Source organism: Halalkalibacter wakoensis JCM 9140 (assembly GCF_000513095.1).
GTDB classification, from domain to species: Bacteria; Bacillota; Bacilli; order Bacillales; family Bacillaceae_D; genus Halalkalibacter; species Halalkalibacter wakoensis.
Map to the genome: position 1 here is coordinate 1 of NZ_BAUT01000058.1, position 23677 is coordinate 23677.

Consider the following 23677-nt stretch of genomic DNA (forward strand, 5'->3'; position numbering starts at 1 on the left):
AAAACTTTCAATTAAATTCAATTAATGGAAATCATCTTAAACATTTTAACGAATGATTTTCGATGTTTATGATAACGGTAAAAGAGATAAAAAGGGTTTTATATATTCTTGTAGATATTAGTCTAAACATTTTAAGAGGCCCATTTGCTTGTATTGTTTTTAAACCTGAGATGAGTCTTTCAAAAGTTGATATCGTCTCAAGGGGGCTTACTTCAAAAGAAATTAACGATTATGGTCATCAAGTAGCTGTAAGAGCTTTTTCGAAATCAAAGCAGGAAAACTGGGATGGACCATTCAACAGGAGACTAGTTGGGGGACGGATGTATTGGAGTTTCCGTTGCGATACAACGATGAAATGTATGGTGTTTTATGTGTGGGATTATCATCAGAAAATGCCCCTGATCAATATAAACCTTTTTTATCGAGTTTAGCTGTGGCTGGAAGTATATCAATCCACTTATGCCAAAAAGAGACCGAAACAGAAACCGACTCAGATGATTACATTATAAGATTACTTAATGCAGCGTTACGCCAACAAAATAAAGAGGCATTCGAATTAGCTGAAAAAGTGAAACAATGTGTAAAGGATTTTACCGCGTATCTGAATGATGGCAGCTATACGACGTTAAAAAAGATTAGCGGACTTATTTATTATGAGCTGTCTTTTTTAGAATCATATATAAGCGATCAAAAAGCTCTTTCGATATTGAGAGGTTGTTTAAATGTTTTGGAAAAGGGAAAATCAAGCAGTAGAGAGAGTGAAATTTTGGCAATTGTTTACACGTTTGTAGACGGGGATGAGAAGGTTGAATCCCTTCATCAAATGGGTATATTGCAACAAGAGCTTAAAGATAAGTTCCTTACTTACGTCCATCAACAAACAATGGTGGAAACAGTCCTTTCATTTGAAGAAGATTACTCCATTGCTAGTAAGGAAACACTTGATAAAGAAACGGAATCGATCGATGCAGTGGGAATACTAAAAAAGAAGTTAGGCCTATCTACTAGGGAGATTGAAGTAATCAATTATGTATTAAAAGGCTGTAACAATCGTGAAATTGCCTTAAAATTATTCATTAGTGAACATACTGTCAAAAATCATATTACACGCATCTTGCAAAAACTAGGAGTGAGTGATCGCTCTCAAGCAATTGCTATGATTTATCAACTTGGATACACCCCTTTGTAAACCCGCTGAAAAAGCGGGTTTTTTTCATATCGATTTACGATGAGACTAATCTTACTTTAACAATCTTTTCAATACAGTCTTTTCTAATAGGAAGGAGTTCCTAAAGGCGTCTATATTTGACTAGGAGTCTGTTCCTATTCAAGGTAAAAGAGAAATCTTTTTTAAGAGTGTAAGGGGATATACGTAAAATAGAATTTAACGGAAAATAAGGTAAAGAAATGACAGCTTATGAGAGTACGTTATTCAGTATATATGTTGGTTAGTAGAAAAGAACCATGAGGTGAGAATATGTATTCATTGTCTAGTCGTAAACGTAGAAAGTTGCAATCTATAAATGATGAATTTCTTTATAAAGACCTTTTTTCAGCCTATCCAGATGCTTTATTTTTAATTGATGTGAATGGAGAATTTGTTAATTTGAATGAGGGGTTAGTCCAGTTAATTGGTTTTTCTAAAGATACTTTATTATATTCTCAATTCAAACAATATATTTATGCTGAAGATTTGTCGGAAGTGGTCAGTTATTTTTTACATGCTTTACATGGTAAGGTACAAGATCGTGAGTTTAGAGTTGTACACGAGAATGGTAGTATTAAGGAAGTCAGCGTAACCGTTGTACCAGCGCGCATAAATGGTGAAATATTAGGGGTATATGGAGTAGCGAAAGATATATCAGAGAAGAAAAGACTAGAAGTGGCGCTGAAAAATAGTGAAATGCGGTTTGAGTCACTCATTCATCAATCAACAGATGTTATTGGAATTCTTGATCAAAATGGGGTTATCAAATACCAAAGTCCAGCTGTAAAACAAGTATTGGGATTTGAGCCAAAGTCGTTGTTTGGAAAAAATGCCTTTGACTTAGTGTATGAAGAGGATTTGAACCTAGCTCGTTGTCTGATTGAAAATTCGATAAAAAACGGTAGAGAAACACAAAAAGGTGAGCTGAGACTCAAAACAAAAACAGGTGGTTTTACGTTTTGCGAAGCGTATGTTACAAATCTCTTTGAGGATGAGAATATAAATGGCATAGTTGTCAATTACCGCGATATTTCAAGCCGTAAACAGCAAGAAGAAGAAATTCAACAAATGGCGTTTCATGATTATTTAACAGGTTTGCCGAATCGTTTTATGCTAGAAAAAAAGCTTAATGATGAAATTGTCCAAGGTCAGGAAATAGCGGTTCTCTTTATCGATCTAGACCGATTCAAAATTATCAACGATAACATGGGACATCATGTTGGTGACCTGTTGCTAAAGGAAGTGACGACTCGTTTAAAGTCTTGCCTCGCCGATAACGATGTTTTGTTTAGACAAGGTGGAGATGAGTTTATTATTATTTTGACAAACGCAAATCGGGAGCTGGCCACAGCTGTTTCTACGACGATCGTTCAATCGTTATCGTACCCGTTTAGTATTAATAATTATGATATTTTTACGTCCCCTAGCATTGGCATAAGCTTGTTTCCAGAGGATGGCCAAACGGTTGAACAGTTAACTCGAAATGCAGATTATGCGATGTATCAAGCAAAAAAAATGGGTAGAAACACGTTTTATTTTTATTCACCACCAGAAGTAGATGCCATTAATCCGTTATCGATAGAGATGGAACTACACTCTGCATTAGAAAGAAATGAGTTAGAACTGTTTTACCAGCCGAAAGTAAATATGAAGTCAGGGAAAGTCGTCGGTGCTGAAGCACTTTTAAGGTGGAATCACCCTCAATGGGGACTTGTTTCACCTGCAACATTTATCCCAATTGCTGAAGAATCAGGCTTAATCGTCTCAATTGGTGAATGGGCTTTAAGAGAAGCCTGTAAGAAGAACTATCAACTTTGTTTAGATGGATATGAATTGGTTATATCTGTAAACTTGTCGCCAAGACAATTTACAAAAGTCAATTTAGTTCAAACGATCGAAAAAATAATAGGGGAAACAGGGTTACCTCCAGAACTGCTTGAACTTGAAATAACAGAAAGCATGACAGCGAATATGGAGCAAACGATCGACACTCTTACGGACTTAAAAAGAATAGGAGTGAAAATTAGCATTGATGATTTTGGTACAGGTTTTAGCTCGTTAAATTATCTAAAACAGTTTCCGGTTGATACGTTAAAAATTGATCAATCCTTTGTAAGAGAGTTATCTGGTAAGGCCGATGAAGCCATCGTTAAAATGATTATCTCAATGGCTCATCACTTAGAACTAAATGTTGTTGCTGAAGGCATTGAGACGAAAGAACAACTAGAATTTTTGCAACAGCATTTATGCAATGAAGGACAAGGATTTTTGTTTAGCAAACCTGTTCCAGAAGGGCAACTTATTAATTGGATTGAAAAAATTGAAAACGGAACGCAAGAATTTGGAACAGATAAAACCGAGGCTGATTCCGTATACTTAGAGGAATCTAAAACTGAAGATGTTAAAGGGCAGAATATCTTCGCTCCTTTTCAAACTGAAAAACTAGGTGTCGTTGGCGAATTGGCAGCAGGAATTGCTCATGAAATTCGAAATCCAATAACATCAATAAAGGGATTTATTCATCTCATTGAACAAGGGGTCGTAAAGAAAGATTATTTTGATGTGATACATTCATCTTTCCAACAAATAGAAGAAGTACTAAAAGAATTTCTTGAAGTAGCAAGACCTAAGTTGAACGAACGCCAATTAGTGGATCTATATGAGTTAATTCATGAAGTCGTGGTTAATATAAAATCTAAAAATGATGTTGAAATCGGGATAACCCGAGACGCAGCTATTCCAAAAATTATGTGTGATCCGAACAAAATAAAAGAGGTTATGAGTCAGTTACTAACTAATAGTATAGAGGCAATTGAACAAAATGGCTTTGTCAAAATGGGTCTTCGAATGGAAAAGGAAGGAATTGTGATTACCGTCACCGATAATGGGGTTGGGATGAGTCAGCAGCGCTTAGAAAGGCTGGGAGAACCATTTTTTAGTAACAAAGAAAAAGGCATAGGATTCGGATTAATGATCTGTTATCAACATATTTGGTCACATAATGGAACGATACAAGTTAGAAGCATAGAAAAGGAAGGTACTCAAGTTGAGGTACGATTGCCAATATAAGAGAAGGGTGAACTAGTCCAAACATCTGGTTCATCCTTTTCTTTCTTTTTTCTGGAGTGACAAGGACGACGCGACTATAATGAGAAGACTAGGAGGTTTCTAAATGTCCAATTTTCATAACAAACCGAGTACGTTTGTCAGTCAAGTTAACGTAAAAGTAGAAGATTTACAGCGTTCATTGAAATTTTATCAAGAGATCATCGGATTTCATGTGTTGAGGGAAACCGGTACCTCAGCTGTTTTAACAGCAGATGGAAAAACTCCGCTTGTAAACTTAGAGCAGCCTGAACATGTCAAGAAAAAAGAGCCAAGAAAAACGGGGCTATATCATTTTGCATTGCTGCTTCCAACTCGTAAAGATTTAGGAATGTTTATTAATCATATTGTCCAAAAGCGTTATCCGATTCAAGGTGGATCAGACCATACTGTCAGTGAAGCTCTTTATTTAGCCGATCCAGATGACAATGGGATTGAGGTGTATGTCGATCGCCCTGCATCAACTTGGGCATGGGAAGATCAGTTTGTTTCGATGGGGAATAAGCGACTTGATATTGATGGATTGATAGCTGAAGCGAACAATGAAACGTGGACAGGGTTACCTGTTGGAACGATTATGGGCCACATTCATCTGCATGTGAATGACCTTGAAAAAGCAGAACGTTTTTATTGTGACGGACTTGGGTTTGAGCTTGTTATGAGTTTTCATAAGCAAGCGATTTTTCTTTCAACGGGTTCGTACCATCATCACATAGGGGCAAATGTTTGGAATGGAACAAATGCAACCATTCCATCCTCAAACAGTGTAGGTCTTAGTCACTATACGATTGTGTATCCGAGTGCAGATACACGGTCTGAGGCGATTGACCGAGTTAGGAAGTTAGGTTATGACGTAATGGTTCGAAATGAGGTCGTGGAAACGATTGATCCATCAGGAAATAAGATTCAATTGCTTCTTTCATAACAAAAAAGGTCCTGTAGAAGGAAAGCGCTTCGAATTAGTCGAATTAGTAATATCGTAATAGTGAAAACCAATAGAAAATTTAGGAGGATGTAAAGATGGCATTAACGTTTAAAGACATGCTTGGACAAGCTCGTGAACAAGTTTCAGGAGTAACATCACAAGAGGCAAAAGAGAAAATAAAGGCTAATCCTAATACACTTGTTATCGATGTACAAGATGCAGCCGACGCTGGTGCATGTGGACTTATTCCGAGTAGCGTAAACATCTAACTTGGTATGTTACCTATTCGTGCAGATTTAGAGCTTCCAGAACATTTACGTAACCCAGAACTAGCAGATCGCAGTCGTCCTGTATTGGTTACTTGTGGTGCAGGTGGTCAAGCTACACTAGGTGCGTATCTTTTGAAGCAAATGGGTTTTACAGATGTAGCATTTATTGAAGGTGGGACATCTGCGTGGAAAGAAGCAGGGTTTGAAGTAGAGTAAATGTATTGACAAATGACCTAACACAGTAGATCTCGACTACTTGATTAGGTCTTTTTTTATTGGAGAAGGAGTGGAGCGCAATGGAACAAACGTGCTACTTTTACTTAACCAAAGAACTAAGAATGAGAAAATAGTCTAAGAAAAAGCTGTTGAACGGTTGTTAACCTTTTTCAGCGGTTCCTTTGTTAAGGCGTTGCTTAAAAGGGCTAAAGTCATAGCACATATACATGTAAGCGTTTTCTTTTATTTTTAAAAAATGATAATAAATTGGAAATATTGTGAATAAACAAGTAAAGAAAGTTGTAACAAAATCTACGTAAAGAGGTGAAGCCGATGAATGGAAGAGAACAATGGGGAACGCGGGCTGGTTTTATTTTAGCGGCCATCGGTTCTGCTGTGGGGCTAGGAAACATTTGGCGCTTTCCGTATGTTGCGTATGAAAATGGAGGAGGAGCTTTCTTTTTACCGTACTTATTCGCTCTTATTACTGCTGGTATTCCTCTTCTCATTATGGAGTTTACGCTTGGTCACAAATATCGTGGCTCTGCACCGCTTTCTTATGCGCGAATGAACAGGAAGACTGAATGGATTGGTTGGTGGCAAGTCGCGATTTCCTTTGTCATTGCGACTTATTACGCTGTTATCATTGCATGGGCGATGTCGTACACGTATTTTGCGTTCAATCAAAGGTGGGGAGAAGATACGGGCGGGTTCCTAATGGGAGAATACTTGCAGCGAATTGACGTCGTTTCAGGTGGAGCTCCAGGCGATATCGGGGCGCTCGTTCCAGGAGTGTTTATTCCACTCGTTCTTGTTTGGATCATTACGCTCGGGGTGTTGTTTAAAGGAGTCAAACGTGGAATTGAAATCGCAAACCGAATTTTTATTCCATTGCTCGTAGTGATGTTCTTTTTAATTGTCATTCGTGCCATTACATTAAATGGAGCGCTAGCCGGACTTGATGCATTCTTTAAACCAGACTGGAGTGAAATCATGTCTCCAGGGGTGTGGGTCGCAGCATATGGTCAAATTTTCTTTAGTTTATCGATAGCCTTTGCGATTATGATTACGTATTCTAGTTACTTGTCTAAGAAGTCAGACATAACAAACAATGCGTTTATTACAGGATTTAGTAACTCGAGCTTTGAGTTGTTGGCAGGGATTGGGGTCTTTGCAGCACTTGGGTTTATGGCCAATGCGTCCGGAGTCGCCGTAGCCGATGTTGCCGATGCAGGGATTGGTTTAGCTTTTGTCGTCTTTCCTGAAATCATCAATACGTTTCCAGGGATGAACGGCTTGTTCGGAGTATTATTCTTTGGTTCACTTGTGTTAGCTGGGTTGTCTTCCCTTATCTCGATTGTGGAAACATTCGTATCAGGGGTTCAAGATAAATTTAAATTTTCTCGGAGAAAGGCAGTTGCGATTGGCGGTGGATTGTCAGCTTTGATTTCCTTGCTTTTTGCAACTCAAGGTGGATTATTCTTCCTAGATGCTGCTGATTATTTTATTAACCAATTTGGTGTGGCCTTTGCTGGTCTTGTCTCTGTCATTGCTGTTTCTTGGTTCTTGAAAAAGTTGCCAGAGCTTCAAACACATGCAGACGGTGTATCTGATTTTCGTCTAGGCTCTTGGTGGAAAATTTGTTTAAGCATTATTACTCCAATTGTGCTTGGTTTTATGTTTATTCAAAATCTCATTCAAAACCTAACGAGCAACTATGAAGGATATTCAACTGGCTTCCTATTCTGGTCTGGTTGGCTCGTTGCGGTGGGAGCTATTGTCATTGGGTTCATTTTTGCAAAAAGCAAATGGAAAGATGGGGACTTACGCATTCCAAAATAAGGAGATGATAAGATGAGTGGTGGAGCTGTAACAATGATGATACTCGGAATGGTGATTATTTGGGGAGGCTTAGCACTCAGTATTGCTAATGCTGTGAAAGTAGCGAAAGCAAAAAAGTAAGGTTAGATTCCGTGTTTGGATGATCCTTCATCCAAGCACGGTTTTTCTATTTATTGTAGATGTTCAGGCGGTGGTTTAACGTGAGATTCTTTATCAACTTCTTCAAATAAATCGTTTGGCTTTGGATTCTGAAGCTTCTGTATTTGTTTTTTTACATCATTAAGTTGTTTGTTTAGAGATTCAATTGGAGAATTATTAGAATAATTTGCTTGATTAGTCGAATAACTCACTGTCGAGGCTTGAGCCGGCACCATTTGCGTCAGAAGTTGTTTGACTTGTTGTAGTTCCACTTTTAGTGTCTGAATATCTTCTTTTGTTGAGTTTTTGGCTTGTTCTTTTAATTGAAATCCTAATTGTCCATTTGGTTCAATGGTTGCCCACTTTACATCATTGATATTGGCAATTTTGTTTAAGCGCAGCTGTGTCTCGAGCTGATCAACGGTTAAGCGAACGGATCGTAAGTTATCCAAATTTAATTTACCATCTTCTATGAGAATTTTAGATGAACCTGTAATCAACTTCTCTATAGAATTTATTTTTAATTGGCCATACTCAACAACGATAAGGGTTATTACCAGCATTGAGCCAACAAATAACGTTGACCAAATATTTTCACCAGCTAGAGGCTGGATTAAAAGGGACCCAATTCCAATCATAATGACCGTTTGTGCGAGTGTCATTTGAGAAATAGATTTTCTACCAGCAACCCTAAGCAATACCGTTCCTGCAATAACAATAATAACTGATTTCCAAATCCACTCAGTAATGTCAATTCCAAAAATGTCCATGCGTCCGTTCTCCTTTATGTTCTCTCTTTTTTAGAGTAACCTTAAGGAACATCCCTTATCCAAAAAGAACACAACACCCTGCTTTCTAGTAAGCAGATTGTTGTGTTTGTTTAGTTATTTCTTTTTGCGATCCTGATATGCTTTTCGTTCCCATTGTTTTAAGGAAGGGTACGGGTCAAAAGACCATTCAGTAATCCCGTTATCACGATACATACCATAGTGAAGGTGAGGAGGGAACTTCCCTTGTGTTCCTGGCTTCCCGTATCCAGAGCTTCCGCAATAACCGATCACATCTCCTGGCGATACAATCGACCCTTCTTCAATTCCTTTTTCAAATCCACTTAAGTGGGCGTAGTAATGGTATACATTATCAAGGTCGCGAATTCCTATTCGCCAGCCACCATATTTATTCCAGCCTTTTATTTCAACACGTCCGTAAGCTGTTGCGCGAATTGGTACATTATAGCCGGCAAAAATGTCGGTACCCTCATGAATACGTCGTCCGCCCCAACCGCGTCTGTCGCCCCATGTATTTTTGTAACTGTAGTTATAATTTAACGGCATAGGGAATGCATGTTCACCAAGGTCAAGAGTCTCGAATTTCTCATAAACTTGAGCATGACCATGAACTATACGGACAGATTGGTCGCGCTTGTATTTCTCCCAAAGGGCAATACGGAAATCTTCTTCATCAAATCCGAATCTTTCAAGATAATGAGCCATTGTAAACAGAACATCTTCATCATTCGTTCTTTCCGCTAAACCATCCCCGTCGCCATCAAGACCAACGCCACCAAACATTTGTATGGATAGAGGATGTGTGTCTTCTTTGTTCGGATTAAATTTACCTGCCCACTCATCTTCTGTATAGTAGATAGCAATTAGCCCTTCTTCTTTTGAACGATCTTTCCTGGCACGACGTAAACCGCGTTCATACGTATCAATTGCAGCTAAGTATTGCCAAGGTACATTTGTAACAGTCTCCATTTTTTTATATAAATCCAATCGTTTTTCATAAATTTGTTCGCTTGATAGCTCATCTTTCTCTGCCGCATTTACACACGGAAGAGAAATGAACAGGGCTGTAAGTACAAGTATAATGACTCTCATGTTATGCTCCTTTCTCTTTTACAAAATAACTAGTCCGTGTTTTTCTCTTTATATAGTGTGAGAAAAAAAGCCGGAAAAATAGGAGAGAATGATTGGAAATTTGAGCGGTCCTTTGGTTATTTTTCTAAAATCATGATAAAGTAGAAGAGGAAAAAAGTGAGCCGAGTTAAATAAGTGGATGGAGTGAACCCAATGGCTAAGAAAGAGGAACATTTACGTAAGCCCGATTGGCTTAAAATTAAATTAAATACAAATGAATCTTATACAGGTTTGAAAAAAATGATGAGGGAAAACAAACTGAATACGGTTTGTGAAGAAGCAAGATGTCCCAACATTCATGAATGCTGGGCTGTACGAAAAACAGCTACATTTATGATTTTAGGAGATATTTGTACACGAGCATGTCGTTTTTGTGCCGTGAAAACAGGCTTACCGAATGAACTGGATTTACAAGAACCAGAACGTGTGGCCGAATCGGTCGAAACAATGGGGTTAAAACATGTTGTCATTACAGCGGTCGCGCGAGATGACTTAAAGGACGGAGGATCTGCCGTTTTTGCTGAAACCGTTAGAGCTGTTCGTAGAAAAAATCCATTTTGTACAATTGAAGTGTTGCCATCTGACATGTTAGGTAGCTTTGATAATTTACAAACATTAATGGATGCTCGTCCAAATATTATGAACCATAATATTGAGACAGTACGCCGCTTAACACCTAGAGTTCGAGCTCGTGCTACATATGATCGTACCCTAGAATTTTTACGTCGTGCAAAAGAATTACATCCTGATATTCCAACAAAATCAAGTTTAATGATAGGACTTGGAGAGACAAAAGAAGAGATTATTGAAACGATGGATGACTTACGAGCAGCTGATGTAGACATTATGACCATTGGACAATATCTACAACCAACGAAAAAGCATTTAAAAGTTCAAAAATATTATCATCCAGATGAATTTGCAGAGTTCAAAGAACTAGCATTAAGCAAAGGCTTTAGCCATTGTGAAGCAGGTCCGCTAGTGCGTTCTTCTTATCATGCAGACGAGCAAGTAAATGAAGCTCAAGTGCGTGCAGAAGCAAAAAAAGTAACGAATCAATAAAAGAAGAGGGAGCTAAAAAAGGTTAATTTCTACGTTTTTTCGTTTCCTCAAAAAAGAAGGGGGGTGTAGAAACACCCCCTTCGTACTTATGATGTTTGGAGATGCTACTAGCGATCCATAAGACGTCTTTGTTTAGACTGCATTATATTGACATCGTCGTCAGTATTTTCGTTATACTCGCCTTGTGGTGATTGCTGTGTCATCTCTTCTATTGTTTGCTCAATGGTTCGTTCGATGTCAGATGTAGCGGATGTTAAATGTTGAAAGCGTTCAATCTCATCAAAAAGATCATGGTCATCTGAGATATAGACATCATAATATCGTGGAACAACTGAGAGTGCACTGCGTTTAACTTGATCAGCGATATATTCGCGGTTATCTGCCTGCGCATCATATACAACTAAAACGTATTTGTCTGTAACAAGTGCACCTGCTTCACTTATAACATCATTCGTCAATACCATGCGCGTAACAGCATCAGAAAGACGTCCACGATCAATGACTGGGATTACATCTTGATTGCCACGCATGACAAGTTCTCTTTCGTAACGTGTATAACCGAAATGAGCGTACTCATCCGTTTCATTTACTTGATTGATCGGATAATATCCACCGTTTGGTTGATGGCTATCGTAATTTGATGTACGTTGCAATGTCTGACCTTGCTCAGGTAATTGGCATCCAGTAATGAGCATCATCGTTGCAAGTCCACCAACGACTATTGATTTTTTTAGCATGATCAAACCCCCTCTCTTTTCAGATTCACCAATTATCGTCGTTTTTACAGCTAGAAAATGATGGAGGTCGAACAACGGAAGTTATACAAACTTTGTGACTTCATGTGCTATAATGAAACAAGTTACTAATGGGTAAAGAGGTGAGCCGAGTGGTTCGCATTCAAGGGATGCAATTTGAAATTGTCGAAGATGTAAAAAATGGTTGGGATGAAGAAGCTTTTAAGGCTCGCTATGCGGATGTATTGAATAAGTACGATTATATCGTTGGAGACTGGGGATATAATCAGTTGCGCTTAAGAGGTTTTTTTGAAGACAAACATAAAAAATCAACACATGATACGAAAATTAGTACATTGCCTGATTACTTGTATGAGTACTGTAATTTCGGCTGTGCCTACTTTGTGATTAAAAAAGTGAAAGAAGATAAGGAAAAGCAGTCTCGTACATAAGCGAGACTGCTTTTTGTCCTTAATCGTTTGTTGTGTAAGGGGGTTCTTCGTTTTTATTCGGGTCATCGTGAGTCGGATGAGCTCCTGGAAATTGTCTTGGTAAGTTTTGGTGTAATGACTTAAACTCGTAATTAAAGGCACTATAGTAGCGTTGGCCAGGCTCCCAAGGTGTTGATTTATTTGAAACGGGCTTGTCTTGGTTAATGGGAGAACCGTATGGCCCTTCCGGAAAATCTTCTGCTGCTAGGAAATTTCGCTGTGTCTCAACATTCGAGAAGTCGAAATATTGTTGTTCTTCTTTATCTGTCATAAAAAAGACACCTCCTGAAAGTTAGTTTAACCCGCATAGGTGTTTATTATTTTGGTTGTTTTCACATGTGTGTTCTACCTATGTTCGTTCCATTGCGCTGGAGCCACTCGACTGATGTGGGAAATAGATGGAGGCCACTGAAAAAGTGCCTAACTGCCGCAGGGGAATGACACTCCGCTTTCCACGGGTGCCCGGTGAGCCTCCTCGGCTGTCGCCTGCGGGGTCTCACGCGTGGGTCACTGCTCCCGCAGGAGTCTCCGTGTCATTCCCCTGCTAGGGTTCCTTTTACTTATCTTTAAAATATATTTGTGCTTATTATGTATAGTTAAAAAAACGAAAACCAAACAAGAGTGAAGGCATGTTCCTTTTTTCTGTTACTTTATCCTTCTGTTCTGAAACTATGCTACAGTTGGATAGAAAGGCTCCACAAAAGGTAGGGTAAAAAACGACTCAGGAAAAAATCAAATCTTAATCAGAGCACAAAAAGCACTACTTCTATACAAAATTGACGGTTTAATTTGTGAAATAAAAGTTTTATCCACAGCCCGCTCTCATAAAGAGTATTTCTCATAGTGAAATGGAGCGAAAGCCACTCGACTCCTGCGGGAAATAGAGGTAGGGGCGAGACCCCACAGGCGTAGCCGAGGAGGCTCGCCACCTCCCCGCGGAAAGCGAGTGGCTGTAGCGCAATGGAACGGACAAGTTGTTGCCACCAGAGGTTTTTAAAGTTTTTCTGTTATACAATCTCATATAAAAACGAGCGCAATTCGTCTGCTTCTTCTTTTGATAGTTGATAAGCGTGTTCGATGTAACCTGGTTCATCAAGGTCATCTGTGCCAATGATCGCAAAGCGATTGGATAGCACATTTAAAACGAGTTGTTTTCCGTAGTATCTTGAAGAGTTGATAATGGCCAAATCAAAGCGTTGGTTCTCACCCATAAAGCTAACAAAGCGAGTTCGGGTATCTTCCGTTTCGTCATATAAAAAAAAGCGCTCCGACATATGTGATTACCCCTTTCAGTATGTATGTATCTATCTATCATACATGACAAATGTTTCAATTGTAAATTTCGTTCAATTCATACTTGTTGTATACTAAACATGAAATCGTTTTATTTTATGTTAGGAAAAGTGGAGGAATGGTTATGTATTTTGTTGATCGTGATAAAATTGAACAAACGCTTGTTTATATGGAGTCGTTACAAGAACAGCTGACAAAGTTAAAAGAGTGCAGAGATTTTACAGAGAAATTAGCTGTTGAACGTATTGCCTATGTGATCATTGAGTCGATTATCGATGTTGGAAACAGCATGATTGATGGTTTTATTATGAGAGATCCTGGTGGGTATGAAGACATTATCGATATTCTAGAAGATGAGAAAGTGGTAACGTCTGAAGATGCTAAAGCATTAAAAAAACTAATCATTCTGCGGAAATCATTAGTAAGTGATTATTCTAAGGTAAACCATAACCAGTTGATTGAAACGTTTATAACTCATTCAGGATCTTTAAGGCAGTTTCCACTTGAGATTAGAAGATATTTAAGCGAAGAGTTAGGTCCGGTAAGTGCGTTTTTGCCAAATGGAAAAGAGTAATATGAACGATTGTGAAAGAGAAAGTCGGTCTTTTTGAGTTTTGCCTACACATCGCTTACAATGGGTGGTAAGGATGGTGATCGTTGTGAGGAATGAATCGAGCTCAACACGTCAAGTCATCTTAATGCTGTTAAAACGCAATCAAGAGTTAACAGTCTCTGCGTTGGCTACCGAACTAGATGTAACGGAAATGGCCATCCGAAGGCATTTACGTGAACTTGAAAAAGATCAACTAATTGACTCTAGATTAGTGAAACAAGCAATGGGGCGACCGATACACAAATATTATTTAACTGATAAAGGAAGCGAAACCTTTCCGCGAAATTATAGCGATTTATCAATAGGAATTTTAAAAGATGTCGAACAGATAAGTGGTAGTGTAATGGTGGACCAGTTATTTCAACAACGAAAAGACCGTCTTTATGAGAAATATGAATCGGAAATGACAGGTTCTTTTGCGGAGAGAGTAAAGACATTAGCTCGTATTCAAAGTGAAGGTGGATATATGGTGGAGTACAAAGAGCTTAGTGATGGAGAATACGAGTTTGTTGAATACAACTGTCCTATTGCTCAAGTAGCCAAAGAATATCCAGTGGCCTGTACATGTGAAAAGCAACTTTTTAAAAAGCTTCTAAAAACAGACTCTGTTGAACGGACGTCATGTATTGCGAAGGAGCATACATCACGTTGTGTGTATAAAGTGAGGGAAAATAAAAAGTCATAGATTACGAATCATCTATAGGAAGAGGGATTATGAAAGGCTATAAAGGTTTTTTAATTGATTTAGATGGAACAATGTACCGTGGAAGTGAGAAAATCGATGAGGCTGTTCTGTTCGTGAAAGAACTAGAAAAAAGAGGGCTTCCATATTTGTTTGTGACAAACAATTCAACGAAACGCCCTGAGCAGGTTGCTGAACATTTACGTGAAATGGATGTTCCAGCGACAACTGAACATGTGTTTACAACTAGCATGGCAACTGCAACCTACCTTTCTGAACAAAAGAAGAATGCACGAGTTTGTATGATAGGGGAGGAAGGGCTCAAGTATGCACTCGAACAAGAAGGGCATGAAATTGTTGATGAGGATGCTGAATTTGTTGTGATGGGGTTAGACCGTTCGATTACGTATGAAAAGCTAGCGAAAGCTGCTCTGAACATTCGTAATGGAGCAACTTTTATTGCAACAAATGGCGATGTTGCCCTTCCGACAGAGAGAGGTTTGTTACCTGGTGCGGGCTCCCTCATTTCTGTGTTGTCTGTGTCAACAGGGGTAACACCTAAATTTATTGGAAAACCAGAATCGATTATTGTTGAACAAGCTCTTGATGTTATTGGCTTATCGAAGGAAGAAACGATTATGGTTGGCGACAATTATCATACTGATATTTTAGCGGGCCTACGTGCAGGAATGGACACGCTCATGGTATATACAGGTGTTTCGACGAAGGAGCAAGTGGAAGCGCTAGAAGAAAAACCAACACATGCTATTGATTCATTAGCAGAGTGGACGCTTGAATAAAAGAAAAAGCAGAACTAGAAGTCAATGGACTTTAGATCTGCTTTTTTTCTTTTAACCTACGCTGCTTTTTTGCTTAATAGAAACATGCGTATGTCTCGATTTCCAATAAATTTATTTTCTCGATCATCCCATAATTTAAACGTAAGTGACTTTAAGCTAGTTCGCAACGTTAGCGTAGGTACTTCTTGTAGCTTAGGATCACTTAAATGGGCTGCTTCTAAGTGGTAATTAGGCACTCGTGAATTTAGATGATGAACATGGTGGTAGCCAATATTGCCTGAAAACCATTGCAATAGTTTTGGCAGTTTATAATACGAGCTACCTCTTAGTGCCGCTTCAACGAAATTCCAATTCTCATTATGTTGGAAATATCCATCCTCGAATTGATGCTGCACGTAAAATAACCAGACACCTGAGAACGTCGCAACATAGAAAATAGGCAATTGGACGAGAATATAGTTTACCCAGCCAAGAGTAGAACCTAATGTAAAGATAATCGCTACCAATACAATGTTCGTCATCCATACATGTCTTTTTTCCTTCTTGGAAGCTCCTTTTGCATTAAAACGATAGTCAATTAAAAAAATATATAAAGGTCCGATTAAAAACATCACAATCGGATTTCGGTAAGTTCGATACGCAAATCGTTTTAATACAGATGCATCAGCATATTCTTGCAATGTCATGGTCCAAACATCACCGACGCCACGCTTTTCTAGGTTTCCGTTTGTTGCATGATGGGTTGTGTGACTTCGTTTCCATTGTTCAAACGAACAAAACGTAAAAAGTCCGGTAATGATACCGACCACTTCATTTGCTCTACGGCTTTTGAAAAAAGAGTAATGTGTGCAATCGTGAAAAATAATAAACGTTCGGACTAAAAAACCAGCTGCTGGAATAGCTAAAGCAAGTGTTAGCCAATACGATATATTTAGACTCAGATAGGCTAAGATCCATAATCCAAGAAAAGGGACAACAGAATTTAGGAGTTGACGTAGACTAATCGATACACGTGACTGTTCAAAAGGAGCTAATTTCTTTTTCCATTCACGGACATCATATTTTTTATTCTCACTCATTAATAAGATCACCTCACGCTAATTCTATCAGATTGCGCGAAAAAAACTATCTTTATTTAATGGAAGTAGCCTGTATTCACAAAAAATGATCTATTCTGTGAAACCTATTGAGACTGAAGTGTAGGAAGGTCGATCGTGACTCTCGTTCCTTCGTTAATGGTGCTATTAAAGTGAATGTGACCTTTATGGACTTCTACAATTTTATAGCTTACAGTTAATCCTAAGCCCGTTCCTTTTTCTTTCGATGAGTAAAAGGGCTCACCAAGTCTCTCGAGTCTTTCATTTGCAATCCCACTTCCGTCATCTACAATTGTAATTTGTAGGTTTCCATGTTTGACCCCTACATGGATAGAAATATTTTTTGCTGACGCTTCAATCGAATTTTTAATAATGTTTACAAATAGTTGTTTGATTTGATTCGATTCACAATATAGTAAAGGAAGATCGTCTTCTTTTGTGTAGTCTATTTTAACATTATATAAATTTGCTTGAGACTCAAGTAACCACATGACACTTACAATAATTTGATTTAGATCGCATTGTTTAAAGTGAACTTCTCGCGGCTTCCCTAGTGCTAATAATTCACTTGATATTTGATTAATTCTTTCAAGCTCATCAAGCATAATTTGATAATACGACTGATTTTTATTATCGTTGGATTGCATAAATTGAAGAAATCCTTTGATTGATGTTAAAGGATTACGAATTTCATGTGCGACGCTTGCTGCCAGCTCGCCGACAACAGATAGCTTCTCTGTTTTACGCAAGCGCTCTTCCGTTTCCTTTTCCTTGGTGATATCCATAGCATAACCAATTGCGCCTCGGACTTCCTGATTAATCACAGTCGGCACAGCTGTGCACCTGAAAACACGCTTGTTGCCGTCTTTATGAAGAATTTCAACTTCTTCATTAACCCAAATTTTTTTCTCATACAGAATTTGATTAAATGCTTCAATGACTTTTTGTTTACTTTCATTTGTAATGATGGTAAGGATTGATTGGTCAATAAAGTCAGCTGTATCATAACCAGTCATTTCTTTAAACTTAGGATTTAGCTCTAATACATGTCCATTTCGATTTACGATAAAAACGACTTCTGGGTTAAATTCAAAGAGGGATTTGTAATTTTGCCTGCTTTTCTCTAATTTTTGCTCTGCTTTCACTTGCTCTGTAATATCGCGACCCATCACAACCAATTCTTTTCTGGATCCATCCTCATGAAATAGAGGTACTTTAATCGTGTCAAACGTTTTTATTGACCCATCAGGGGTTGGAATCTGTTCCAAGCATCTAGATGTCTTCCCAAATTTCCACGCTTCTTCATCTGAAGCTTCACAATATAGGAAAGCATCACGATAAAATTCACTATACTCACCAAGTTGGGAATCAGTTTTTCCTATATAATCAACGTGTTCAATTTTAAATAATTTCAAGGCAAAATCGTTTGCTTTCGTCCACCTACCTTGCCCATCTTTAAAATTAACAAAATCAATCATCGAATTAATTAGAATCTCTAGCTTTTCTTTTTCGGCTTTCGCGGCTTCACTTTCTTCTTTCTTCACAAATGCATAATAAATAAAAAAGCTAGAAAGGATGACAAAGGCCACCCCTTTCAATTGCTGAATGAATAGAAGGCTTTGTATGTCGTTTATATACTGAGTGGCAAGAAAATCAGTTCCGAATATCCAAAATACCCCAAAGAGGGAATAGATAAAAATTTTCATGTATTTATTCATTCTGTAGCCTCCAAAACGTACAATGCTAAGTGTTTATTTTAACATTAATTGGATGGCTTTAGTTTAACAATTTATTTCCAGTTTGAAGACTCAAAAAGGGTGTCCACTCTTTCTGTGGGCACCCGTCTTATAACGTATTTTATTCTGTATTTGCAGCACGATGAGCAAGCCGACTTGAGGCTGCGGCTGCGATGGCTCCGACAATATCATCTAAAAAAGTATGACATTCTTTAGATTCTTTGTCATTTAACTTCTCTAAAATACCTGGTTTTTGTTTGTCAATGTAACCATAATTGGTGAAACCAATTGATCCATATACGTTTACGATTGATAAGGCAATAATTTCATCGACTCCATACAAACTTTCGTCTCGATCGATAATTCCTTGTAATGGTTCATCTAGGAGCTTTTTCTCGGCGAGAATGTCAAGCTGAATTCCTGTAATGATGGCGTTTTGGACTTCACGCTTTCGTATCACTTTATCAACATTGTCTAAACAAACATCTAGTTGAAGATCTGGGTGATATTTGACTTGAAGAAAATAAACAAGTTCCGCTATGTCTTCAAGAGTTACGCCGCGCTCGACTAACCACTCTCTTGCTTTTGTTTCTACTTCATCCATTGTTCTCTTTGTCATTACAACACCTCCAACGGCAAGCTGCCTTAGTAAGACTATAGGCTAATACTAGTCTACTGTCCACATACACATTTTATTCATTTGGGTCATAGACTAGTGAAAGGAAAAAGAGTGAGGAGGGTCATAAATGTTTGAACGTAATCTCTATGATGTGTATGGAATATACTGTGAGAGACGTTTTTCTATTGGTGCGTACGACGGATTTGAAGCGAACGGAAAATCGTATATTTTGTTGCCGAAAGAGGAATGTATGGCACAAGAAGATGAGATGACCGCATTTACGGACTATATGCGTTCGGTAGGAGACAGTTCAGTGCTCGAGCCTTTGTACACCTTACAGAGGAGAAGATCAGGGCTAATTGATGGTCTAGATGTGTATGTATGCGAGTTGCCAACTGGGGAGAAACGCAATGAGGGTCTTTTCCGCTTTCAAAAACCAGAGGAAAAGGGTGATCATTTAGCAACCATTCATTATTTTGGAAAACAATTTTCATATCAAAAACAAACTTATGATTTCTTTGGGCAATGGCCAAAATTATGGGAAACGAGGCTGGAGCAATTAGAAGGATGGTATCAGCAAATTATGTATGAAAGACCGCAGTCCTATGTGGATGAGGCTTTTTTGTTTTCTTATCCCTACTATATGGGTTTAACGGAAAATGCGATTCAATATGCTGTTGATGCAACGTTGGATGATCCGAGTCGTGATCAGGAAAAGCCTACCATTTGTCATAGGCGATTCACAGACCAAACGTGGCTAGTTTTGTCGGATGCAGGTGATATTGTCAAACGACCGACTGAGTTTGTCTATGACCATCCTTGTAGAGATTTAGCGGAGTGGACTCGAGATCAACATTGGCGAGAGAATTCGTTTCCATGGGAAAAACTTCAAAGTTTCTTAAATGGATACGAAACCTATGAACCGTTGTCGACGTATTCTTGGAAGCTTTATTACGCAAGACTGTTGTTTCCTCTTCATTATTATGAAGCTGTTGAAGCCTATTACAGAAGTCAGATAAAAGAGGAAAAAGCCCAACTAGGTCAATCTTTTTTAACCATGCTACAAAACGAACATAAAAATGAACAGTTCTTAAAACAGTTCGCACAATCTGTACTTATGTCTAGAGGAGTTGGTTCGAACCAAGTCCATCCTATTGATTGGTTATAAGAAGAATAATAAATGAAAGTGCCTAACAAATGATCGTATTTGTTGGGCACTTTCTATTTTTCTGAATTTTACTAAATTATCTATTGTACTTCATCTTTATAAGGTCTATAATGTCCATTATAGATAAACAAATGTACTTTTTACGTATACATGAATAGAGTATGAGTGAAGGAGTGGAGAGAGCATGACAGCAAAGGAAGTACGCGTCGGTTTACTTGGGTTAGGAACAGTCGGAACAGGTGTTGTTTCGATTATTCGCCGCCATCAAGATGAATTGCGCCATCAAGTGGGCTGTCCAGTAACGGTCAAGAAAGTAGTCGTTCGCGACAAAGCAAAACCACGTCCGGTCGAGATTGAAGAATCACTTGTGACCGATCAAATAGAAGATGTCCTTTTCGATCAAGATATCGATATTGTGATTGAAGTAATGGGAGGAGTCGAAACAACACGTGACCACTTGCTTACCGCTCTTCGCAATGGGAAACATGTTGTAACAGCGAACAAAGATTTAATGGCATTATATGGTGCGGAGTTATTGCAAGTTGCCTCTGAACAAAATTGTGATCTTTTTTATGAAGCAAGTGTAGCAGGCGGGATCCCTATTTTACGTAGTTTAAGTGATGGGTTATCTGCTGATCGCATTACGAAAATGATGGGCATTGTCAATGGTACGACTAATTATATTTTAACGAAGATGACGCAAAACGGTAGTTCTTACGAAGAAGTTTTAAAAGTTGCTCAAGAGCTAGGATTCGCTGAAAGTGATCCAACAGCGGATGTCGAAGGCTTAGATGCTGCCAGAAAAATGGCTATCCTGCTACGCTTGGCTTTTCGATGGATGTTAGTTTAGAAGATGTCTCGGTTAAAGGCATTTCATCGGTTACGAAAACCGATCTAGATTACTGTGACCAACTTGGGTATACTATGAAGTTAATTGGGCTTGCTAAGCGTGATGAAGGTCGTGTAGAAGTCAGTGTTGAACCAACATTGCTACCAAAGGAGCATCCACTTGCGTCGGTCCACAACGAATACAATGCCGTCTATGTTTATGGAGAGGCTGTTGGTGAAACAATGTTTTATGGACCTGGAGCAGGCTCATTGCCAACAGCGACTGCCGTTGTATCTGATTTAGTTTCAGTGATGAAAAACATGCGTTTAGGTGTTTGTGGCAACGCCGTTCAAAAACCATTACATGAACGTGTGTTAAAGAAACCAAATGAAATTGATTCGAAATACTTTTTGCGACTTCGTGTCGTAGACAAAGCGGGTACTTTCCAAGCTGTCACAAGCTTGTTTGCTAGCCACGATGTAAGTTTTGAGAAGCTTTTGCAACTACCGGTTGAAGGCCAAGAAGTAGCCGAGGTTATTGTCATTACACATCACACAACAAAAGAAAATTACGAAAACTTATATAAAAAATTAACTGAGCTTGAAGTCATTGAATCGATTGAAAGCTGTTACCGTGTCGAAGGAGGACGCTAGAAATGAGTCGTTGGAAGGGATTAATTCAAGAATACACAGAATTTTTACCAGTAACAGAGGAAACACCTCTTCTTACTTTACATGAAGGAAATACACCTCTTATTGAGCTAGAGCAGCTTTCCAAAGAGTGGGGAGTAAACGTGTATGTGAAATACGAAGGTTTGAACCCGACTGGATCGTTTAAAGACCGCGGTATGGTCATGGCTGTAGCGAAAGCAAAGGAAGAAGGAAGCAAAGCCATCATTTGCGCATCTACTGGTAACACGTCAGCGGCAGCTGCGGCTTATGGAGCAAGAGCTGGATTAAGATGTATCGTCGTTATTCCTGAAGGTAAAATTGCCTTAGGAAAGCTTGCACAAGCAGTTATGTACGGAGCAGAAGTATTAGAAATCAAAGGAAATTTTGATAACGCGCTTGACATTGTTCGTGAGATCAGCAAGAAAGAGCCGATTACACTTGTAAACTCTGTGAACCCATATCGTATTGAAGGACAAAAAACAGCAGCATTTGAAATTGTGGATGCATTAGGAAAAGCTCCAGATGTTTTAGCGATTCCAGTTGGTAATGCTGGAAACATCACAGCTTATTGGAAGGGATTTAAAGAATATCACGAGAAAAAAGGAACAGGGCTTCCTGAAATGCGTGGATTTGAAGCAGAAGGTGCAGCAGCGATTGTACAAAACAAGGTAATTGAAGAACCAGAAACGATTGCAACAGCGATTCGTATTGGAAACCCAGCAAGCTGGGATAAACCGTTGCGGCAAGAGATGAGTCAAATGGAGCAATTGACTATGTAACGGATGAAGAAATTTTAGAAGCGTACCAATTGCTTGTTAAAACAGAAGGTGTATTTGCAGAGCCAGCTTCTTGTGCCTCGATTGCAGGTCTAAAAAAGCAACTCGATTCAGGTGAAATCAAGAAGGGATCCACCGTTGTTTGTGTGTTAACAGGAAACGGTTTAAAAGATCCAAACACGGCAATCGATACCGTTACGGTTAAACCGACTGTCTTACCAAATGATAAGGAAGCATTTCTTGCTCACCTCAAAGGTGGTGTGACGTCATGAGTAGGAACCATTTGTCATAACGGTTCCAGGTAGTTCGGCAAATTTAGGGCCAGGATTTGACTCTGTTGGGCTTGCCGTTAACCGTTATTTGACACTTGAAGTTCATCCTTCAGAAAAATGGTTTTTTGGGTCTTCATCAAGGGAATTACAAGGGATTGAAGAGGGAGAAGACAATCTCATTTACAAAGTTGCCGTTCATGTGGCAAAGGAACTTGGAAAAGAACTTCCCCCTTGTCACGTGACGATGACAAGTGATATTCCATTAGCACGCGGTCTTGGAAGCAGTGCAGCAGCAATCGTTGCGGGAATTGAACTAGCCAACCAATTAACAGGCGAGCCGCTGACGGTAGAGGAAAAAGTTCGTTTTTCAAGCCTTTGGGAAGGCCATCCAGACAATGTAGCGGCATCTGTATACGGCGGGTTGGTTATTGGAACGCATACGGAAGAGAGTACCCATGTTCTGTATGGTGGAGTACCTGAAGTGGATCTCGTGTTACTGGTTCCATCTGAAGAGTTGAAGACTAAAAAAGCACGAGGTGTCTTACCGAGTGAACTTTCTTATAAGCATGCTGTCAGAGCGAGCAGTGTCGCGAATGTGTTAGTTGCGGGTTTGCTTCAAAATGATTGGGAATCGGTAGGGAAAATGATGAGTGAGGATTTGTTCCATCACCCATATCGCCGTGAACTTGTTCCACATCTTGAGGAAGTAATTCAAGTCGTTAGGGAGGAAACAAAAGCGTATGGTGCAGCCCTCAGTGGTGCGGGCCCAACGATGCTTTGTTTAGCTCCTTTGCATCAAGGAGAAGAAATTCAAAACAAATTGCAACGTCATTTTCCTAGTTTTGAAGTACTTCATTTGCGACCAGCAAAAGAAGGAATTCAAGTAAAAAAAGGAATCCAAAACAAGGAAGCATCGGCGCAAATTAGCTGAATAGACAGGAAGATTGGCGGGCAAACCAACAAAAAAGGGAGGCCCGCCATGCTTGATATTCATCAACTTGAAGAAGGACAGCAAGTCTATATTATTTATCGCAATCCTCATACGCAAACAGTCTCAAACGTTCAAGAAGCAACCGTTGCAAGAGATCCAATGAACCCAAGTCAATTGTCTTTATTGCTTTTTGATTTTTATCATCCAATTGAAGAGGATGATGCGATCTTCGCTTCATATGAGGAGGCTGAATCGTTGTTTGAGGAATTTTATATGTAAAAT

Annotated in this window: 20 protein-coding genes and 4 pseudogenes; 16 read left to right on the forward strand and 8 right to left on the reverse strand. The window is 38.9% G+C overall.

The window, feature by feature from the left end; genetic code table 11:
• Positions 1-997: 997 nt before the first annotated feature.
• The 6 genes and pseudogenes from JCM9140_RS25460 to JCM9140_RS23295 all read left to right on the forward strand — a co-directional run.
• A pseudogene (locus JCM9140_RS25460) lies at positions 998-1189 on the forward strand (response regulator transcription factor); the annotation flags it as partial.
• Positions 1190-1477: 288 nt separating this feature from the next.
• Complete coding sequence (locus tag JCM9140_RS22745; RefSeq protein ID WP_052002344.1) at positions 1478-4276, forward strand: EAL domain-containing protein; 2799 nt, start codon at positions 1478-1480, stop codon at positions 4274-4276.
• A gap of 103 nt (positions 4277-4379) precedes the next feature.
• On the forward strand, positions 4380-5237 hold the full coding sequence (locus JCM9140_RS16765; protein ID WP_034749146.1) for a VOC family protein: 858 nt from the start codon (positions 4380-4382) through the stop codon (positions 5235-5237).
• 95 nt (positions 5238-5332) lie between these two features.
• Positions 5333-5722: pseudogene (locus tag JCM9140_RS25280) on the forward strand (rhodanese-like domain-containing protein).
• Between the two features lie 333 nt (positions 5723-6055).
• On the forward strand, positions 6056-7564 hold the full coding sequence (locus JCM9140_RS16775) for a sodium-dependent transporter (RefSeq protein WP_034749149.1): 1509 nt from the start codon (positions 6056-6058) through the stop codon (positions 7562-7564).
• A gap of 12 nt (positions 7565-7576) precedes the next feature.
• Positions 7577-7684, forward strand: coding sequence for a methionine/alanine import family NSS transporter small subunit (locus tag JCM9140_RS23295; protein ID WP_081727744.1), 108 nt, complete (start codon positions 7577-7579; stop codon positions 7682-7684).
• A 50-nt stretch (positions 7685-7734) separates the two neighbouring features.
• On the opposite strand, the gene JCM9140_RS16780 is transcribed toward JCM9140_RS23295, so the two are convergent.
• Positions 7735-8472, reverse strand: a complete 738-nt coding sequence (locus JCM9140_RS16780) for a DUF421 domain-containing protein (RefSeq protein ID WP_034749151.1) — start codon at positions 8470-8472, stop codon at positions 7735-7737.
• Between the two features lie 114 nt (positions 8473-8586).
• Positions 8587-9582, reverse strand: a complete 996-nt coding sequence (locus JCM9140_RS16785) for a M23 family metallopeptidase (RefSeq protein ID WP_034749155.1) — start codon at positions 9580-9582, stop codon at positions 8587-8589.
• A 192-nt stretch (positions 9583-9774) separates the two neighbouring features.
• On the opposite strand from JCM9140_RS16785, the gene lipA reads away from it, so the two are divergent.
• Entirely contained in the window at positions 9775-10683 is a 909-nt protein-coding gene (gene lipA / locus JCM9140_RS16790) for a lipoyl synthase (RefSeq protein WP_034749157.1), read from the forward strand.
• A gap of 107 nt (positions 10684-10790) precedes the next feature.
• On the opposite strand, the gene JCM9140_RS16795 is transcribed toward lipA, so the two are convergent.
• Entirely contained in the window at positions 10791-11420 is a 630-nt protein-coding gene (locus tag JCM9140_RS16795; protein ID WP_034749159.1) for a YhcN/YlaJ family sporulation lipoprotein, read from the reverse strand.
• Positions 11421-11569: 149 nt separating this feature from the next.
• Here JCM9140_RS16795 and JCM9140_RS16800 point away from each other — a divergent pair, with 149 nt between their 5' ends.
• Positions 11570-11869 carry a YutD family protein gene (locus JCM9140_RS16800; protein ID WP_034749162.1) on the forward strand — a complete coding sequence of 100 codons (300 nt, stop codon included), beginning with the start codon at positions 11570-11572 and terminating at the stop codon, positions 11867-11869.
• A 19-nt stretch (positions 11870-11888) separates the two neighbouring features.
• Here the strand turns inward: JCM9140_RS16800 and JCM9140_RS16805 are convergent, their stop codons facing one another.
• Together JCM9140_RS16805 and JCM9140_RS16810 are read right to left on the reverse strand one after the other, a co-directional pair.
• Entirely contained in the window at positions 11889-12179 is a 291-nt protein-coding gene (locus tag JCM9140_RS16805; protein ID WP_034749165.1) for a hypothetical protein, read from the reverse strand.
• A gap of 736 nt (positions 12180-12915) precedes the next feature.
• Complete coding sequence (locus JCM9140_RS16810) at positions 12916-13182, reverse strand: DUF3055 domain-containing protein (protein WP_034749167.1); 267 nt, start codon at positions 13180-13182, stop codon at positions 12916-12918.
• 143 nt (positions 13183-13325) lie between these two features.
• On the opposite strand from JCM9140_RS16810, the gene JCM9140_RS16815 reads away from it, so the two are divergent.
• From JCM9140_RS16815 to JCM9140_RS16825, 3 genes are all read left to right on the forward strand, one after another.
• Positions 13326-13775, forward strand: a complete 450-nt coding sequence (locus JCM9140_RS16815; RefSeq protein WP_034749170.1) for a DUF86 domain-containing protein — start codon at positions 13326-13328, stop codon at positions 13773-13775.
• Between the two features lie 73 nt (positions 13776-13848).
• Positions 13849-14499: a helix-turn-helix transcriptional regulator gene (locus JCM9140_RS16820; RefSeq protein WP_052002345.1), complete on the forward strand. Its 651-nt coding sequence runs from the start codon at positions 13849-13851 to the stop codon at positions 14497-14499.
• A 29-nt stretch (positions 14500-14528) separates the two neighbouring features.
• Positions 14529-15296 carry a TIGR01457 family HAD-type hydrolase gene (locus JCM9140_RS16825; RefSeq protein ID WP_034749173.1) on the forward strand — a complete coding sequence of 256 codons (768 nt, stop codon included), beginning with the start codon at positions 14529-14531 and terminating at the stop codon, positions 15294-15296.
• A gap of 56 nt (positions 15297-15352) precedes the next feature.
• Here the strand turns inward: JCM9140_RS16825 and desA are convergent, their stop codons facing one another.
• The 3 genes from desA to JCM9140_RS16840 form a co-directional block, all read right to left on the reverse strand.
• Positions 15353-16375, reverse strand: a complete 1023-nt coding sequence (gene desA, locus JCM9140_RS16830) for a Delta(5) desaturase DesA (RefSeq protein ID WP_034749176.1) — start codon at positions 16373-16375, stop codon at positions 15353-15355.
• Between the two features lie 104 nt (positions 16376-16479).
• A complete protein-coding gene (locus JCM9140_RS16835) occupies positions 16480-18111 on the reverse strand; it encodes a PAS domain-containing sensor histidine kinase (RefSeq protein WP_034749179.1) in 1632 nt (543 codons plus the stop codon).
• Between the two features lie 139 nt (positions 18112-18250).
• Positions 18251-18748, reverse strand: coding sequence for a phosphatidylglycerophosphatase A family protein (locus tag JCM9140_RS16840; protein ID WP_034749182.1), 498 nt, complete (start codon positions 18746-18748; stop codon positions 18251-18253).
• Positions 18749-18875: 127 nt separating this feature from the next.
• Between JCM9140_RS16840 and yutH the strand changes: the two genes are divergently transcribed.
• The 5 genes and pseudogenes from yutH (at position 18876) to JCM9140_RS16865 (ending at position 23674) form a co-directional block, all read left to right on the forward strand.
• Positions 18876-19916, forward strand: coding sequence for a spore coat putative kinase YutH (yutH, locus tag JCM9140_RS16845; protein ID WP_034749184.1), 1041 nt, complete (start codon positions 18876-18878; stop codon positions 19914-19916).
• Positions 19917-20100: 184 nt separating this feature from the next.
• Positions 20101-21398 (forward strand): annotated as a pseudogene (locus tag JCM9140_RS16850) (homoserine dehydrogenase).
• Positions 21399-21400: 2 nt separating this feature from the next.
• Positions 21401-22464: pseudogene (gene thrC / locus JCM9140_RS16855) on the forward strand (threonine synthase).
• Positions 22465-22480: 16 nt separating this feature from the next.
• Positions 22481-23395 carry a homoserine kinase gene (thrB, locus tag JCM9140_RS16860; RefSeq protein ID WP_034749187.1) on the forward strand — a complete coding sequence of 305 codons (915 nt, stop codon included), beginning with the start codon at positions 22481-22483 and terminating at the stop codon, positions 23393-23395.
• A gap of 48 nt (positions 23396-23443) precedes the next feature.
• Entirely contained in the window at positions 23444-23674 is a 231-nt protein-coding gene (locus tag JCM9140_RS16865) for a transcriptional regulator SplA domain-containing protein (protein WP_034749191.1), read from the forward strand.
• Positions 23675-23677: the final 3 nt, after the last annotated feature.

Coding starts and splice junctions, on each gene's coding strand:
- JCM9140_RS22745 (WP_052002344.1), top strand. CDS start 1,478: ATGTATTCATTGTCTAGTCGTAAACGTAGAAAGTTGCAATCTATAAAT.
- JCM9140_RS16765 (WP_034749146.1), top strand. CDS start 4,380: ATGTCCAATTTTCATAACAAACCGAGTACGTTTGTCAGTCAAGTTAAC.
- JCM9140_RS16775 (WP_034749149.1), top strand. CDS start 6,056: ATGAATGGAAGAGAACAATGGGGAACGCGGGCTGGTTTTATTTTAGCG.
- JCM9140_RS23295 (WP_081727744.1), top strand. CDS start 7,577: ATGAGTGGTGGAGCTGTAACAATGATGATACTCGGAATGGTGATTATT.
- JCM9140_RS16780 (WP_034749151.1), bottom strand. CDS start 8,472: ATGGACATTTTTGGAATTGACATTACTGAGTGGATTTGGAAATCAGTT.
- JCM9140_RS16785 (WP_034749155.1), bottom strand. CDS start 9,582: ATGAGAGTCATTATACTTGTACTTACAGCCCTGTTCATTTCTCTTCCG.
- lipA (WP_034749157.1), top strand. CDS start 9,775: ATGGCTAAGAAAGAGGAACATTTACGTAAGCCCGATTGGCTTAAAATT.
- JCM9140_RS16795 (WP_034749159.1), bottom strand. CDS start 11,420: ATGCTAAAAAAATCAATAGTCGTTGGTGGACTTGCAACGATGATGCTC.
- JCM9140_RS16805 (WP_034749165.1), bottom strand. CDS start 12,179: ATGACAGATAAAGAAGAACAACAATATTTCGACTTCTCGAATGTTGAG.
- JCM9140_RS16810 (WP_034749167.1), bottom strand. CDS start 13,182: ATGTCGGAGCGCTTTTTTTTATATGACGAAACGGAAGATACCCGAACT.
- JCM9140_RS16815 (WP_034749170.1), top strand. CDS start 13,326: ATGTATTTTGTTGATCGTGATAAAATTGAACAAACGCTTGTTTATATG.
- JCM9140_RS16820 (WP_052002345.1), top strand. CDS start 13,849: ATGGTGATCGTTGTGAGGAATGAATCGAGCTCAACACGTCAAGTCATC.
- JCM9140_RS16825 (WP_034749173.1), top strand. CDS start 14,529: ATGAAAGGCTATAAAGGTTTTTTAATTGATTTAGATGGAACAATGTAC.
- desA (WP_034749176.1), bottom strand. CDS start 16,375: ATGAGTGAGAATAAAAAATATGATGTCCGTGAATGGAAAAAGAAATTA.
- JCM9140_RS16835 (WP_034749179.1), bottom strand. CDS start 18,111: ATGAATAAATACATGAAAATTTTTATCTATTCCCTCTTTGGGGTATTT.
- JCM9140_RS16840 (WP_034749182.1), bottom strand. CDS start 18,748: ATGACAAAGAGAACAATGGATGAAGTAGAAACAAAAGCAAGAGAGTGG.
- yutH (WP_034749184.1), top strand. CDS start 18,876: ATGTTTGAACGTAATCTCTATGATGTGTATGGAATATACTGTGAGAGA.
- JCM9140_RS16865 (WP_034749191.1), top strand. CDS start 23,444: ATGCTTGATATTCATCAACTTGAAGAAGGACAGCAAGTCTATATTATT.